General features: G+C 66.1%; 14 protein-coding genes. 1 reads left to right on the top strand and 13 read right to left on the bottom strand.

Annotated elements, in window-relative coordinates; translation table 11 throughout:
* Positions 1-110: 110 nt before the first annotated feature.
* The 4 genes from ACFRAU_RS13525 to ACFRAU_RS13510 all read right to left on the bottom strand — a co-directional run bounded on the left by ACFRAU_RS13525 (position 111) and on the right by ACFRAU_RS13510 (position 3,447).
* Positions 111-659, bottom strand: a complete 549-nt coding sequence (locus ACFRAU_RS13525) for a hypothetical protein (RefSeq protein ID WP_378000273.1) — start codon at positions 657-659, stop codon at positions 111-113.
* Positions 660-1,046: 387 nt separating this feature from the next.
* Positions 1,047-1,349, bottom strand: coding sequence for a DUF4193 domain-containing protein (locus tag ACFRAU_RS13520; protein WP_076798765.1), 303 nt, complete (start codon positions 1,347-1,349; stop codon positions 1,047-1,049).
* 289 nt (positions 1,350-1,638) lie between these two features.
* The gene (locus ACFRAU_RS13515; protein WP_378000272.1) at positions 1,639-3,066 is read right to left on the bottom strand and encodes an IS1380 family transposase; all 1,428 of its coding nucleotides are present in this window, start codon (positions 3,064-3,066) and stop codon (positions 1,639-1,641) included.
* Positions 3,067-3,186: 120 nt separating this feature from the next.
* On the bottom strand, positions 3,187-3,447 hold the full coding sequence (locus ACFRAU_RS13510; RefSeq protein ID WP_378000271.1) for a hypothetical protein: 261 nt from the start codon (positions 3,445-3,447) through the stop codon (positions 3,187-3,189).
* Between the two features lie 207 nt (positions 3,448-3,654).
* Here ACFRAU_RS13510 and ACFRAU_RS13505 point away from each other — a divergent pair, with 207 nt between their 5' ends.
* The gene (locus ACFRAU_RS13505; protein WP_377996283.1) at positions 3,655-4,002 is read left to right on the top strand and encodes a hypothetical protein; all 348 of its coding nucleotides are present in this window, start codon (positions 3,655-3,657) and stop codon (positions 4,000-4,002) included.
* Positions 4,003-4,123: 121 nt separating this feature from the next.
* On the opposite strand, the gene ACFRAU_RS13500 is transcribed toward ACFRAU_RS13505, so the two are convergent.
* The 9 genes from ACFRAU_RS13500 to ACFRAU_RS13460 all read right to left on the bottom strand — a co-directional run bounded on the left by ACFRAU_RS13500 (position 4,124) and on the right by ACFRAU_RS13460 (position 15,369).
* Positions 4,124-4,402, bottom strand: coding sequence for a hypothetical protein (locus ACFRAU_RS13500; RefSeq protein ID WP_378000270.1), 279 nt, complete (start codon positions 4,400-4,402; stop codon positions 4,124-4,126).
* Between the two features lie 37 nt (positions 4,403-4,439).
* Positions 4,440-5,933, bottom strand: a complete 1,494-nt coding sequence (locus ACFRAU_RS13495) for an aldehyde dehydrogenase family protein (protein WP_378000269.1) — start codon at positions 5,931-5,933, stop codon at positions 4,440-4,442.
* Between the two features lie 50 nt (positions 5,934-5,983).
* Complete coding sequence (locus ACFRAU_RS13490; protein ID WP_378000268.1) at positions 5,984-7,468, bottom strand: alanine/glycine:cation symporter family protein; 1,485 nt, start codon at positions 7,466-7,468, stop codon at positions 5,984-5,986.
* Between the two features lie 3 nt (positions 7,469-7,471).
* The gene (gene dapA, locus ACFRAU_RS13485) at positions 7,472-8,365 is read right to left on the bottom strand and encodes a 4-hydroxy-tetrahydrodipicolinate synthase (RefSeq protein WP_378000267.1); all 894 of its coding nucleotides are present in this window, start codon (positions 8,363-8,365) and stop codon (positions 7,472-7,474) included.
* A gap of 77 nt (positions 8,366-8,442) precedes the next feature.
* Positions 8,443-9,828, bottom strand: a complete 1,386-nt coding sequence (locus tag ACFRAU_RS13480; RefSeq protein ID WP_377996289.1) for a protoporphyrinogen/coproporphyrinogen oxidase — start codon at positions 9,826-9,828, stop codon at positions 8,443-8,445.
* Positions 9,829-10,144: 316 nt separating this feature from the next.
* Positions 10,145-11,473: an MFS transporter gene (locus ACFRAU_RS13475; protein WP_378000266.1), complete on the bottom strand. Its 1,329-nt coding sequence runs from the start codon at positions 11,471-11,473 to the stop codon at positions 10,145-10,147.
* A gap of 382 nt (positions 11,474-11,855) precedes the next feature.
* Positions 11,856-13,265 (bottom strand): hypothetical protein, encoded by a 1,410-nt coding sequence (locus ACFRAU_RS13470; RefSeq protein ID WP_378000265.1) that lies wholly within the window; start codon positions 13,263-13,265, stop codon positions 11,856-11,858.
* A gap of 8 nt (positions 13,266-13,273) precedes the next feature.
* Positions 13,274-14,545 carry a lipopolysaccharide biosynthesis protein gene (locus tag ACFRAU_RS13465; RefSeq protein ID WP_378000264.1) on the bottom strand — a complete coding sequence of 424 codons (1,272 nt, stop codon included), beginning with the start codon at positions 14,543-14,545 and terminating at the stop codon, positions 13,274-13,276.
* 11 nt (positions 14,546-14,556) lie between these two features.
* Positions 14,557-15,369, bottom strand: a complete 813-nt coding sequence (locus tag ACFRAU_RS13460) for a glycosyltransferase (RefSeq protein ID WP_378000263.1) — start codon at positions 15,367-15,369, stop codon at positions 14,557-14,559.

Below are 15,369 nucleotides of genomic sequence, written 5' to 3'. Positions count from 1 at the left end.
TCTTAACTAGCTGTCAGGAAACTGAAAGTGCCGGGACCCCTTGTTTCCTGGCTGCGCTGGTCCCTGGTTGCGCTGGCCCGCTGGTGCTGTGCTCCCCTGTAGTGGGCATCTCACCAGTAGTGGGCGACGTCGACGACGAGCCTGGAGCCGGCGCCGGGACCGTCCAGCGTGTACACCTTGAACGGCAACCTGGCACGGACGCCCAGCCCAAGGGTGGTGTAGCCCTCGAAGCTGCCGGCCCACGCCACCTGCCGGAACGTGTGGTAACCGGATACGTTGGTTACCTCGGACCGGTTGGCCGGGGTAAAGGTGGCCTTGCCGGTGGCGTTGTCATAGGCCGGGGAGTTGATGGTGAGCTGCAGGAATGCCCCGCCACGGAGTTTGAGCGGCAGGCCGGAGCCCTCCTGGGCCACCTCGGAAACGTAGCGGACGTTATAGCCCTTGGCTTTGCCCTTGAGGTCGAACACGAGGCGGTCGAAGCAGTAGTGCTGCCCAGTGCGGACATTGGTGATGGCTGCGGTGCTCAGGTTTTTGTCAGCCTTCGCCAGCGAGCCCCACACCTGCCCGCAGTAGGAGGCTGCCGAGGCGGAGCCCGGAGCCAGCAGGCCCAGTCCAACAGCCAGAAGGATGACTGTGAGCCAGGCGGGTATTTTTTTCATTTGGCCACCCCTTTCGAGTGAGTGATTGGATAGCTCCAGAGTAGGAGCGCCAAAAGCCCTAAACGAGGGATGTGGCCGGTTCGGGGCGCAACCGTTAATCTCGCAAAATGCGGGTCACGGGGCCGTAATTCCGGGGGCGCTTTTAAGCGTATCGAGAGGCGTTCGTGGCCCTTTCTCCACGCTTCCGTTACCGCAGATAACGGCGTTGGTGCAGGCCCTTGAGGCTGGGTGCGGGCGCGGCCGAACGCCGGCGGAAATGCTGGCGCAACAAAGCGAGGCGCCGGCCTCCCGATGGGGAGCCGGCGCCTCGCGTGGCTTCGCTCTGGCGGCTGCCTGGCTATGAAGGCTGCCTGGCTGCAAAGCAGGACTTGCGTGGTGGGCTGTCTCTTAGCCTTCGCAGTCGTGGCAGTACTTCATGCCGTTCTTTTCCTTGGCTACCTGGGACCGGTGACGGACCAGGAAGCAGGAGCCGCAGGTGAACTCGTCGGACTGCTCGGGAACGACGATGACCGTCAGTTCCTCGTTGGAAAGATCGGCGCCCGGAAGGTCGATGCCCTCGGCGGTGTCGTTCTCGTCGACGTCGATAACGGCGGTCTGGGCACCGCCGCCGCGGGACGCCTGGAGTGCCTCCAGCGATTCGGAGGGAGACTCTTCTTCTGTTTTGCGTGGGGCGTCGTAATCGGTAGCCATAGCGTTGTTCACTTTCGTTGCTGCACAGCGCCATTCAGGCACCTCAGTGAAGCAGTTTAGGTCATAAAGCTGCAACGTCAAGAATAGTGTGGCCAACGCGACACTAACCCCGATTTTTCGTCGGTTGTTTGACCCGACGCCCGGGACTCGATTCTGACCGGCTTGTTCGGGCGGATCGCTTGGGGGCGTGCGGGATGGCCCGTCGGGTCGCCCGGGGCGGGTGCCGGTTCCACGGCCGGTGTGATGTTGCGTGCTTCTGTTCGTCGGATCAGGGCGTGGTGGCTGGTTCTCAGATGGGGACGGGCCGTGGGTCTCGTAACTGTTCAATTGCGTCCAGGATCCTGGCGATGAGTGCCCTCTCGGCTGCCTTTTCAGGAAGCAGCAGGTGCTTGCGCCGGGCGCGGGAGATGATTTTCCCGGCGGCCGCGAAGAGCCGGTAGCGCCAGGCTTTGATGTCCCAATTCCTGGCGTGGTGGCCGTCCGGGAGTGCTGTGAGCTGCAGCCAGGAGACGAGGTTGCCGGCCAGTGCGGCGATGTTGGCCCAGGCCTGGTTCGCGGCAAAGTCGAAGAACGGGAGTTTGCCCAGCCCGGTGTTTTTCAGGGTCTTGATCCGGTTCTCACACCGGCCGCGGGCCCGGTGCCGTGCGTCGAGGAACGGGCCGTGCCAGCGCGGTGAGTTGGTCAGGAACGCGGTGATCCGGTGCCCGTCCAGGTCCAGCAGCGTCGGCTGCGCTCCTGGGTGCAGGGGTTCGGCGCGCAGGTAGATGTTGGTCCCTGGCGGGTAGTCCGTCAGGGGGATGATGTCGGTGGCGTTGATGACCCACGCGTCGGTGCGTTCGTTGCCGTGCTGGTCCAGGGCCGGTTGCCAGTTGGTTTTGTCGTTGATCCAGTCAATCATGTGGGCTTTGGCGGCCGGGACGGGGTAGGAAACGGAGAACTGGGCGCCTGCGGCGTGCAGGTACCAGAGGAACTTCCGCGAGGCCCCGGCGCTGTCCGTGCGGACCAGGATCCTTTTCCCGTCAAGCCTGCCCACGGCGTCGTTGAAGGCCGCAGGCAGCTGGGCGGTCGCGGTTTCGAAGACCCGGATGTGGTCATCGGCGCTGTTGGCGCCGGCGTTGCCTGGGCGCAGCAGGACAGCGAGGATTTCCCCGGTGCCGTTGGCCGTGCCGTAATCAGCGCTGGCGACGAACGGGGCGAACCCGTACCCGCCCTTGTACGTGCCCGCGACCCTTTCCTTATCCGAGTGTGAAGTCACGAGCGTGGCGTCCAGGTCAATGATCAGGGGGTCCGCGGCCGTGGCCCGCACGGCCGGATTCCGGTTGCCGGCAGCCTCCCAGGCTCTGGACCGCAGTTCCCGGGTGAGGGTTTCGAAGCCGTAGGCGAACAGTTCCGGGTTGGCCACGGTGCGTTCAAAGAACCGCGACACCGTCGCGTTCGAGGGGAGCTGGCCGAACATGTCCGGTGCGGCGCGGAATATGTCCAGGTCGCTGGCATGCTCGCCACCGGCGGTCAGCATCAGGGCCAGCGGACCGATCAGCCGGCCGGGACGGTGCCGGGCGCCGGCGGGCACGAACTGGCCGAGCCTGTCGTCGCAGAGCCGGCCGAAGTCCAGGGCGTCAAGGAATTCCGTCAGGACCTTCGTGCCGGCGTGGGAGACGAGCGACTGGCCGGTGAAAGAGACCGGCAGGGACGGGAAAGTACGGCTAAGATTAGGCACCGGAAGGGTGCTCCTTCGCTCGGCGAATAACGGTCTCGACAACCACTATTTTCCCAGCTCAGAGCGCCCTTCCCCTGTTTAAACACGCACCCGGGATCACCGGCTCATGAAATGCCGGGGCTAATTGGTCTTTTCCGCCTGTTCGGCGGCGTTGCCGGCGGCATTTACGTGCGCCGTGAGCGCGTGGTCTCCCGCGACGGCGACGCCGCTGAGGGGAGGCAGCCACGCCCACCGGGTGACCTCCTGGAGGGCGTCATTGGCCTGCTCGGCAGTGGCAGGAACCGGCGGCAGGAGCAGGGCGTCCGCGAGCGCCGCACGCGCCCGGCTGAGTAACTCTGTGATGGTCATGGCGCCAAGGTATGCGGACTGTGTTGTGGACACGTTTCCGCCGCGTCTCCGGACAGTTAACCCACGTGCCCGGACGGCCCGGCTGGGCCCGCCTGGGCAGGGGGTCTGCCGGGCCCGGCTGGGCCGGACTGTCCGGGCCCAACGGGAACCGGGCCCAACCGCCGGACTGGCGGGCCGCCGTCGTCGGTCTTAGCCTTGAGCTGTTCGTGGATCTGACAACCCGGCAGGCGGAGGTATCTCATGGCTACGAAACTGAACCGCAAGGCTTTGGAGCACGCACGCAGCCTCGTCAAGAAGGGGAAGGTGGAGCGGGACGTCCGTGATGACTGGAGCGAACACGCACCCTCAGCGGATGACGAGAACTCCTTCATCGACAAGCACGGCTTCGAGGAGTTCTCGAAGTGGCATCTCGGCATTGACAGCGAGAAATCCGAGGGCACGAAGGGGAGCGTGAGTTTTCCTTTCGGGGATTTCAAGAAAGTCCACCGCTGCGCCATCATTTCGCTGGAGAGCAGGGCCGCGCAGCACGACCACGACGACATCCGCAAGGCCGCGAAGGATCTGCTGGAGGAGATTGACGCCGACTGACTGCGTCGCTGCCGAACGCCAGGCAAATGCCGGCTGCCTGGCGGAGTACTGGCGGGGTACACGAAGGAAACCCCTCCGTCCCGGCGAAGTGCCGGAACGGAGGGGATTGCGACCCTAAGGCTCAGCAGGCCAGTGCTTCACTGGCCAGTGCTTCACTGGCCAAGGCTTCACCCGCCCGGCGATCCGGTCTGAAATAGACGTTGCCGGTGACGGCGAAGTCGTATTCGTCCTGGGAATGGACCAGCCGGCGGGTGCCAACCTCGTCAGTCACCCAAATGATGTGGCCGTCTTCAGTGCGGTCATCGATGACACCGCCCCACAGGGTCCGTCCCTGGCGGCTGAACGTTATGACGTCCCCCTGGGCGAGCGACAACCACTTCGCCGTGCGACTGCTATTCAACCTGCATCTTCCCTTCCGGTTGTGCCCGAGACTGGTCTCAGCCGCGGTTATACATGACGTGCTTGGTGCGGGAGAAGTCCTCCAGGGCGTAAATGGAGAGGTCACGGCCGTAGCCGGAGCCCTTGAAGCCGCCCCAGGGCATTTCGTTGGCGATGACCAGGTGGGAGTTGACCCAGACGGTGCCGAAGTCGAGCCGGCGCGGAACGGACAGCGAGCGCGCGGAGTTCGTGGTCCACACGGAGGCGGCCAGTCCGTACACGGTTTCGTTGGACCGCGTGATGGCCTCCTCATCGGTGCTGAAGGTCTCCACCGACACCACCGGGCCGAAAATCTCCGTGCTGGTGATCGGGGCGCCGGCCGGCACGTTGGTCACGACTGTGGGTTCGATGAAGTAGCCCGGACCGTCCAGGGCGTTGCCGCCGACGGCGATCGTCAGGCCGTCCTTGCGGATGTCCTCCAGTGCCGCCAGGACCCTCTCGTAGTGGGCCTTGGAGATCATGGAACCGATCTCGACGTCGTCGCCCGCACCCGGGGCGCCGACCGAAATCTCGCTCACCTCACGCACCAGCAGTTCAGTGAACTTCTCGGCGACGGACTCATGGACCAGGACGCGGCAGGCGGAACCGCATTCCTGCCCGCCGTTCCAGAACCCGGCCTCGCGCACTCCCTTGGCGGCAGCTTCCAGGTCGGCGTCCTCGAACACGACGACGGGCGCCTTGCCGCCCAGTTCCAGGTGGACACGCTTGACAGAGGCGGCTGCGCTTTCGGCGACCTTCTGGCCGCTGCCGACGCTTCCGGTGATGGCGACCAGGTCAATGTCCGGGTGCTCCGAAATCCGGTTGCCCACCACCCGGCCGGAGCCGGTGACGATGTTAAGGACACCGGCGGGAACCTCGGCGGCGATGAGTTCGGCCAGCTTGAGCGTGGTCAAAGGTGTCTGCTCCGAGGGCTTGAGGACCAGGGTGTTGCCGGCGGCCAGGATCGGGGCGATCTTCCAGGCAGCCATCAACAGCGGGTAGTTCCACGGAGTGATGACGCCGACGACGCCCACGGGTTCCCGGAAGATCACCGAGGTGTGGTTCTCTGCATAGTCGTCCGCGCCGAGCGTGGTGAACGCCCGGGCAGCGCCAGCCGAGAACCGGAAGGTATCAACCGCGCTCGAGATGTCGTCCTCGGCCACGGCAGCGGGCTTGCCGGTGTTGGCAGCTTCGAGGGTTTCGAGTAGTTCGCGGTTGTCCTCAATGATGGCCGCGATGCGCAGCAGGACCGCGGACCGGTCCTTGGGAGTCTTCGCGGCCCAGCCGGCCTTGGCCGCCACTGCAGCGGCGACGGCGGCGTCGACGTCCTCAACGGAGCCGGAGGGAACCTGCATGATGGTTTCCTCGGTGGCCGGATTCACCACGTCGGCGGTGGCATCCGAAACCGGGGCGACGAACGCCCCGCCGATGAACTGGCCGAAAGGCGGCAGGGACGGCGTGGGGACGTCTCCCGCCCTGCGGACGGTGAACAATGCTGTTTCTGTGGTGGTCATGGTTTTTCCTTCAGTCCTTTTGGCTTACGGGATGTGCCTGCCTGACGTGCCTATTTGACGACGGCGACGGGCGACTTTTCGGTCTTGTGTTCCCAGAACTCGGCTCCTTCTATGCCCAAGGCCCTGGGATCGAAGGTGGGATCCAGGCCCAGTTTCCGCTGGCGTTCGTAGTCGCGGTAGATCTTGCGGACGAGCGGGAACAGGAAGGCCAGGCAGATGAGGTTGACCCAGGCGATCAGGCCGAGCCCGATGTCGCCCGCGGCCCAGACCAGTTGGGCGTTCACCACGGATCCAAAGAACACGATGGCCATGGTTCCGACCTTGAGCGTGGTCTTCCACCCGTGCCCGTTCTTCCCGTCGAGCAGGTAGAGCAGGTTGGAGTTGGCGACGTAGAAGTAGGCCAGCAGGCAGGTGAAGCCGAAGAGCAGCACGGCGACTGAAACGAAGCCGGCTCCCCAGCCTGGAAGCAGCGTGTCGATGGCTTCCTGGACCCAGTTGGCGCCGACCGGCACGCCAGGCATGTTGTTGACGATGTAGCCGCCGGAACCGTCCGAGACGTTGTACTTGCCGGACACGACCATCATGAGGCCGGTGGCCATGCAGATCAGCAGCACATCGATGTAGATACTGAACGTCTGGACCAGCCCCTGCTTGCCCGGGTGGGAGGTGCGGGCCGCAGCGGCCGCGAACGTTGCTTCCCCCAAACCGTTCGACGAGGCGAACACCGCCCGGCGTACGCCCCACGCCACAGCAGCACCGGCGATGCCGCCAAGTACTGGGTGGATACCCAAAGCCGACTGGAAGATCAGGGCCACTGCGGCCGGAACACTGCCGATATTGATGCCGATGACAGCCAGTGCCAGGACCAGGTAGCCGATGGCGAGCACCGGGACCAGTGCCTGGGTGACCTTCACCAGGCGGGTGGTGCCGCCAAAGATGACCAGGGCGATCAGCACTGTGACGAGCACAGCGGGGACCCAGCTGTCCAGGCCGAAAGCCAGTTTGGCGCTGGCGGCAATGGTGTTGACCTGGAGGCCCGGGAAGACGAACCCGTAGCCGATGACGCCAAGCACCGCGACGAGTGCCCCCACCTTGGGGAGTTTCAGGCCGTACCTGATGTAGTACGGCATGCCGCCGATGTCCTCGTTGGCATTGCGGCGGTCCTCGTCCTTGACCTGGCGCTTGAACGTCTGGGACAGGGCTGCCTCCGCGTAGCCGACCGTGCATCCGACCAGTCCGGTGACGGCCATCCAGACGAGGGCCCCCGGGCCGCCGGCGCCGACGGCGGTTGCCACACCGGCGATGCTGCCGACGCCGACCCGGCTGGCCAGGGCCAGCACGAGGGCCTGGAAGGAGGACAGGCCACCTTCGCCGCCTTCACTGTCCCTCAGCTGCCGCAGCATGTCGGGGATCCTCCGGAACTGCACGCCCTTGGTGGCCACCGAGTAGGCGATGCCGAGCCCAAGCACGACGTAGGCCATGGGTGCCCAGATCGCGTCGGAAACAGCGGACAGGAGCTCCGCGAAGTCACCCATCGCTTATCCCACCGTCTGCTTGAGGGCAGAGAGCGCCTGTTCAACCCTTGCGAGGTCCCCGGCGTTGAGGTCGGCAGTGGGCTGCCGGGGGGAACCGGCGGGAAGACCCTGCAGGGCAAGACCGGCCTTGACGGCCGGGATGAAGGGCACGGAGAGCAGGGCGTCGATGACCGGGTAGAGGCCGTTCCACAGTTCACGGGCGCCCGTGAGGTCGCCTTCGGCGATGAGCCGGCTGACGGCCACGATTTCGTTGGGGACGACGTTGGCCGTGCCGGCCATGACGCCCGCTGCGCCTTCGGCCAAGGCGCTGTACAGGTAGACATCCCAGCCAATGAAGGTGCCAATGACGTCCGAGTGGTGGTGGATCAGCTGCAGTGCCTGTTCCCAGTTGGCGCTGGAGTCCTTGATGTACTTGATGTTCTCCACCTCTTCGGCCAGCGCACGGACTGTTGCCGGGTCGAGGTTGACGCCGGTGACAGCCGGGATGTTGTAGAGCATGACCGGAATGGTGACGGACCGGGCGACGTCCTTGATGTACGTGACCGTTTCCGCCAGGGACAGCGGCTCGTAGTACGGGGTGATCAGCATGAGCACGTCCGCGCCGGCCTTCTCGGCTGCCTGCGACAGACGGATGGCTTCGGCGGTGGAGGTGGCGCCGGTCTGGGCGATGACCGGGACGCGCCCGTTGGCCTGGTCGATGACGGTGTTGATGAGCAGCAGCCGCTCCTCGGAGGACAGGGCACCGACCTCGCCGGTTGAACCGGCCGCGACGACGCCGTCGACGCCGGCGTCGATGGAGCGGTCGACGATGAGCCGCAGGGTATCGACGTCGATGGCGCCATCCTGGCCGAAGGGGGTGGACAGTGCGGTCAGGACACCGCGGAGGTCGTTGGACATTGAATGATTCCTCTTCTTAAGTACGGGGTTTAGGTACGTGGGTGGAAAACGGTGGTTGATGCAGGGGACGGTCGCTGTTACGCGACGATCGAGAGGCCGGAATGCGGCGGGGCCTGGCGGTGCGTGGCCAGCAGGCTGGCGGCCTCCTGCGCTGCCGAGAACCCGGTAGTGATGGAGCTTTCGGTGTAGAGGGTTCCGAGGTAGTCACCGGCCAGGAACACGCGGTCGGTCCCGCGCATGAGCGTGGACTGGATCTTGGCCCGGCCGGGGAAGCAGTACGGGGAAGCAACCTTCCAGCGGTCGGTCTTGGCTTCAACGACGCTGTCGGCGAAACCGTGGCCGAGGACCTGGTCGAGGTCGGTGAGGTGGGTCTTGATGACTTCCTCGTCGCTCTTCTCCAGCAGGGCCTTACCGAGGCTGGCCGGCGAGAACGTCATGAAGCTGCCGCCCGGCTTCCGCACGGACTCGGTACCGCGAACGATGCTCGCCTGGTTCAGCGCGATCGCGAACGAGCGCTTCGGCGCCGCGATGGCGTAGATGTCGTCCCAGGGCCGTGCCGAGGTCTCGTTGGTCAGGAACGCCGTGCTGACGTGCGGGCCGTACTTGATCTGGCTGAGCGCACCGCGCAGCTCCTCCGGGAGGTCCACGCCGATCCGGTGCGACACGTCAGCGGTGGTCGCGAGGACGACGGTGCGGGCCTCCACCTCATGCTCGACACCGCCCTGGGTGTACCGGACGACGACGGATTCCTTCTTGTGCACGACCTCCTGCACGGCGGCACCGAGCTGGATACGGTCACCCAGCGAGGCCGCGACTGATTCGGTCAGGGTGGACGGGCCACCCACGATGCCCTGGCTCAGTCCCTGGCCGATACCCAGCACCAGGCTGAAGTATCCGATGCCGGCGCCGGCGGAGATCTCGTTCATGTCACCGGCCGAGCGGGTGACAGTGGTCTTGAAGAGTGCGGCTGCGTCCTCTGACAGGTTTCCAATGAAGTCCTGGAACGAGGCGTTGTTCTCGAAGTCGTAGATGCGCTGCTGGCGCATCGCACCGGACTCCCCTGAACGCTTCCGAACTACGCCGGTGTACTTGGCGACGCCGCTGACAACCTTCATGCCGGCCCGCAGCGTGTCGATGCGCGATGTCAGGGACATTGGAATGCGGAAGGGGTACGTGGCGATGTGCCCCTTGCGGATGAACTTCCCGTTCATCGACAGGGCCTGGAGTGAACCCGGGATGCTGACGGCGGTCACGCCGACCTCGTTGAGCAGTGCATCGGTGGAGGATCCTGCGCCGGCGAAGACGTGTCCGCCCCAGTTCAGCCAGTAGGCACCGCGGCGCTCCGAGCGGATCCGGCCGCCGACGCGGTTCTCCGACTCCAGAACAACAGTGTCCCAGTGCCGCAGCCGCCATGCTGCTGACAGGCCGGCGAGTCCAGCGCCGACAATGACTACATCTTTCATGATTTTTGAACTTTCTGACTCAGGGATCCAGGTGCCGGGGCTGCCGGCCAATAAGGCAGCGGCCGGTGGGGAAGATTTGTGGTGACAAGTGCGTCCTTGGAGCGGGATGTGCCCCTAGTCACACATTAAAGATACATCATTGTATGATTAATGCAATAGCTTTTTTGCGGATGCGCGGAACTGCTACGGAAGACCAGGAGATATGACCGCCACCGCGGCATGTCCGGCCGGCCTCACCACAACAACGCCGGCCGGCCACCTCACAAGGTGACCGGCCGGCGTCGTTCTTGATTCACATAGGGGACGGACGCCGCCGCTAGTGTGCGTACCCGGCGGCTGCTTCGGTGAGCGACTTGCCTTTGGTCTCCGGGGCGAGCCACTGGGAAAGCGCAGCGCCGGCCAGGGCGACAAAGGCGGCGATCAGCATGGTGGGGCCGGGTCCGAGGTTCTCCATCGACATCGGCATGAGGAACGTGCCGATGCCCGCCCCGACCCGGCTGACAGCGGCAGCGAAGCCGGTCCCGATTCCGCGGATCTCGGTGGGGAGCACCTCCCCCGGGTAGACATTCGTCAACGTGTTGTACCCGGCATTGAAGAAGGAGAAGACCAGGAAGAGAACGAGCACGGCGGGTGCCGGCGCTCCGGCCCACAGGCCGATGACCGCGAGGACGACGGCGCACAGCCACTGCGTGGGAACGGTCAATACCCGGCGCCCGGCCTTGTCGATCAGCAGGAACGTGATGACTACTCCGGCCAGGGCGACGGCGGAGAGCCCGACGCCGCCGGCCAGGCCGCCGGCGAGGCCATACTGGTCCAGGACACTGTCGGCGAAAGTGGCGATCGCAAAGTACGGTGTCACAGCGCAGAACCAGAAGCCCGAGATGAACAGCGTGGAGCGCCAGTACTCCCTGGAGAACAGCATCCCGAAGCTGCCCTTGCGGACGTCCTCATGCTGGACGTCGTCGAGAGCGTCCTCCGGCATGTACTTGTAGGCGAGGGCACGGGCTTCGTCCTTGCGGCCCACACTCCAGAGCCAGCGTGGTGACTCCGGCATGCCGAGCCGGGCCAGGAACAGGGCCACTGCAATGAACGTGCTCGTTCCCAGGATGAAGTGCCAGCTGAGGTCGGTGAATTCAGTGAGCAGATGGCCGATCAGGAACGCGATCATGAACCCGGCATACCAGGCGATGCCCATGGCACCCATCAGCCGGCCGCGCAAATGCGTAGGCGAGAACTCGGCCATCAGCGGCCAGCCGACGGCGTACTCGGTACCGATCGCAATGCCCATCAGCAGCCGCACCACGAGCAGCCATGCCGGCGAGTCGATGAAGAACTGCATGCCTGACGCCACCGCGAACAGTGCGATATCGAACATGAAGATTGGCTTTCGGCCCCACTTATCGGAGATCCAGCCGCCCACGGGTGAACCGACCAGGATACCGATCAGGGCGGCTGCGGCGATGAGGCCCTGCCACAGCGCCGTGAGCTGCAGGTCCTTGGCCATCGCCCCGCTTACCGGGCCGATGATGCCAAGGACGTACCCGTCCAGAAACATCCCCCCGATCAGGACCGTGACCATCCTGATGAGGAAGCGTCGCTTGCTGGCTGATGAGGCCAGGCCCTGTTGGGCTGTTGGATTCTTCATGGATGACATCGTCGTCACTCCTGCGGGTTGGGGATGAAAGAGTGGTTTTGGTCTTATTCTCAGGCGGGTTTGCCGGTTGGTGAAGCTGTGGGGCGGTGCACCCCGGGAGCCGCGTGTGGCTCAAGTCACACATCAAAGATACATCATTGTATGATTAATGCAATAGCTTTATTCGCACCGGGCTGACCACAACGACGCCGGCCGGCCACCCCGCAAGGTGACCGGCCGACGTCGTGCTTCTCTTAGCTCCTGGAACCCCCGAGTTTTTGTCCAGATATGGGGCCCTATGGCCCTCGGAAGTCGCGACAAATGGACAAAAACTCCGCGCGAGTTGCATGGGTGCGGGCACCCGTGCCGGCCCCCGCACCGACACCTGCGCGACTCAGCCGCCGTCCGGACGCCAATACCGCAGCCCGCCGCTGGTGGCCCCGTCGCGGGCGACGTCGACCATGACATACGGGAACGCCCGACGGTCCGACTGGTCAGGTCCGCGACCGCGGACATCCGAAGACCATGTGCCGGTGTTGGCGTACCGGGTGGGGCACGCCTCAAGTGCCGCCTCGAGGGCACGATGGGTGTGGCCCGAGACGTACCAGGCCACCCCGGAATCGTGCGCCTCCAGGGTGCGCGCGACCCGGCCCGCTGCAGCAGGAGGCTCCTCGCGGGCGATTCTCCGCCCGGCTGCCGCGAGCAGCATGCGGGTTGCGGCGACCGGGAGCGCCGACACCGTCCGGAACCGGGAGAGGTGCGCCAGGTCGCGAACGGCCACCTCGTCGAGCGCGAGCCGCAGTGACTCGGCCTGCAACAGCTGGAAGTACGCGAGCTTCCGGACGCGGCGTTCCGCCCGTTCGGACGCCAGACAGGCCCGGGCAAGGTCCCCGACACGGCTCAGGCGCGACCTGGACGGATCGGCGTTCCAGGCGGCGAGCGGTGGCAGGTCCAACCCGTCGGTGCCGTTGACGGCCACCCGGAGCACCTCGGGTATCCGATGCAGCGCGTGGTGCTGGTGCCCGTGCTCGGCCACGAGCACGTGGGGCACGTGGAGGAACCACGGATACACCCGGACCCGCGCCGGCTCGACGGGTGACAACAGCGCCGACAGGCGGGCGGCAACCGACGGCCGGGCCAGCTCCGCGTCGTGGTTGCCGCACACGAAGTGCAGCTGCACGCCACGCGCCGCACACGCCTGGAGCGCCCAGAACGTGTCAGGGTGGCGGGTCAGGATGGACTCGAGCCGGGCCAGGCTTTCGTCCTCGGCGAACCCGACCAGCTCAAACGTGTCACCGACGAAGGCGACGTGCTGCTGCGGACCGGAGGCGGCGAGCACCTCGCGGCACAGGAACTGGGGCAGCACGCTGCCGGGGCACCTGGGGTCGTCGTCCGACATGCCCAGGTGGAGGTCGCTGACGAGCCACCACTGCCCTGCGCGTTCCACGCCAGCAGTCCCGGAACGCGTGGAAGGAAGAGTCGCAGCTACACCATCCACGAGCCAGGGAGCCTCTGGAATGTGGGCTATCCGGTGACTGGTGCGGCTCATCGGACCTCGGAGGGCGAGGAAACCTGGCCAGCTAAAGTGCCCCTCGATGTCGGGGCCGATCCCCTGGGTGCGCGAGAGCGCGTCGATGCCCAGATCACGGAACGCGAGCTGATCCCGCGGTACGTCCGTCGCGAAGGCTCCGGCCCCGAAGAGCACGAGCACAAGTACGACGGCGAGCCACATCGCGACCGGCCACACGGAACGGGCATTCCAGCGCCCCTCGCTGCGGCCGGTTCCATCAAGCGTGCTGGTCATCGCGTGTCCTACGTGAGGCGCCGGAGGACGGCGACCAGCCGGAGCCCGACTATCGCGGCCCCGATGGAGAGCACCACCAACCACGCAAGGGCCATGGCGCTTGCGCCCCTGTCGGTGGCGGACAGAGCTGAGGCGCAGAGGGCGGTACCGAGCGTCACGCCGAACACGATCGCCTCCGTGTAGCGGCCCCGGGCACGGCAGACGGCGTTGTAGGCCTGCAGCACCGCGTACGGCACCAGTCCGGCCGCCAACCAACGCAGCGCGCCGGCGGACGAGTCGGCGTACCGCTCCCCCAGCAGACTGAGCAGCGGGTGAGCGAAGATGACGAGTACGGCGGCAGCCAGGCCTCCTACGGCGAGGGACCAACGGAGACTCGCCCAGGTGGTCGACACCAGGCGGTCCGCGTCGCGGACACCCTCGGAGAACTGGACGATGCCCATCAGCACCGGAGCTGTGTAGGCGGCCCAAGCCATCATCCATGCGGGATACCAGTAGGCAGCGGCCTCCGGCGCTACCATGTGCGCGAGCAGGAGCGGCAGCACCAACCCGGGGGCGCGCTCGGTGAGGGTGAGGAGTTGGTGCGGAATGCCCAGCGCCAGCAGTGGACGGCCACGCATCGAGCGCAATGATGGTCGCGGCCGGTAGCCGACCAGTCTTCGCAGCTGGACCGCGCCGACGACGCATGCCACGGCGGTCCCGAGGGTCCAGCAGGCCATCAGAATGTCGGCGGAGGCGCCGTGCGCCTGCCAGGCCACGAGCGCTGCCGCTGCGAGAGAGACCCCGCCGCCCAGCGCGTACCTCAAGGTTGCGCTGGAACCGCGTCCCAGCGCCACGAGGGCCTGGTCCAGCACAATGACCAGGGTGCCGGCCACGGCAGCCACCAGGAACGTGAGCCAGAAGAGAACCGATGCCGAGGCCGTGTCCGGCGCCACGGCAGACTGCAGCACGAGGTAGCCGAGGGCCAGCCCTGTTCCTGCTACCCCCACGATGGCGAACGCCGCGTCCAGCACCCGCGCGGGCGGCTCCCCCCGCCCCACCGAGACGATCACGGCAGACCCCGCGCCCAGCACCGCGAGCTGCGTGCAGATCATTACCGCCGAGACCGCCGCCGTGGTGAGCCCGACTTCACGGTCGGACGTCGCGCGCGCGGCCACGATCCAGAAGGCGAAACCAGCGCCCGTCTGGGCAGCCTTGGCCACAACCAGGCCGAGCGAGCTGCGCAGGGCGGAGTGCCGGACGATCGAGGCGTCCGTGACAGCGGTCCCCCGCCTAACCCTCACGCCCCTGGCCATCACGACGCGAGGCCCCTTGTCAGGCCCACGTAGTTGTACCAGCAGAAGGCGACGTAGTAGCGCAGCCACCGGGGCTGGCCCGCCGCGAGGCTCAAGGCGCTGCCCCGGACCGCCGCAGCGGCGGGCAGCAGCGCCAACCTCGCACCGCGCCAGCCGTGCTTGCGGACCATCCGCCCCAGTCCCGTTCCGTCCATGAGGAACTGGTCCAGCGCGAAGTCGAAGCCGTCTGCGGCGAAACGATGTTCGACGACGACACGGCGTGACACTCCTGTTCGCAGCCCGGACTCCCGCATCCGCCAACGCAACTCGATGTCCTCCCCCGATTTGAACGAGTCGTCGAAACCCACGCCCAGCATCAGGTCCCGGTCGACGACAGTCGCCACGAGCCCGAACCAGTTGCGGCTGCGGCCGGTCCGATGGTGATGAGCCAGCGCCTGCCCCCAGTATCCCGGTCCACCGACACTTTCCAGCCCGGCCTGCAGGGCGTCATAGCCGCCTTCGACCAGCTCCGTGAGCAAATCGGCGACCCCCGTGGGCCCGAACACGACGTCGGTGTCGACGAGCAGGACCCAGCGGGTACTGCTGTTCCGCACACCGAGCGTTCGGGCCCATGGCAGGCCGCGGCCCTCGTCACTTACGACCCGGGCACCGGCCGCGAGGGCGAGGTCGACGGTGCGGTCGGTGGAGCACCCGTCCACCAGGATGATCTCGGCGACACCCGACTGACGCAGGGCCTCCAGACAGCGCGGGAGCATGCGCTCCGCGTTGCGTGCCGGAACGACGGCGGTGACATCGGCAGTGCTGTGATCCAC

The sequence above is a fragment of the Arthrobacter sp. NPDC056691 genome, from assembly GCF_042791415.1.
Lineage (GTDB): Bacteria > Actinomycetota > Actinomycetes > Actinomycetales > Micrococcaceae > Arthrobacter.
Note: the sequence above shows the minus strand (reverse complement) of the source record. Positions and strands in the feature narration are given on the sequence as shown.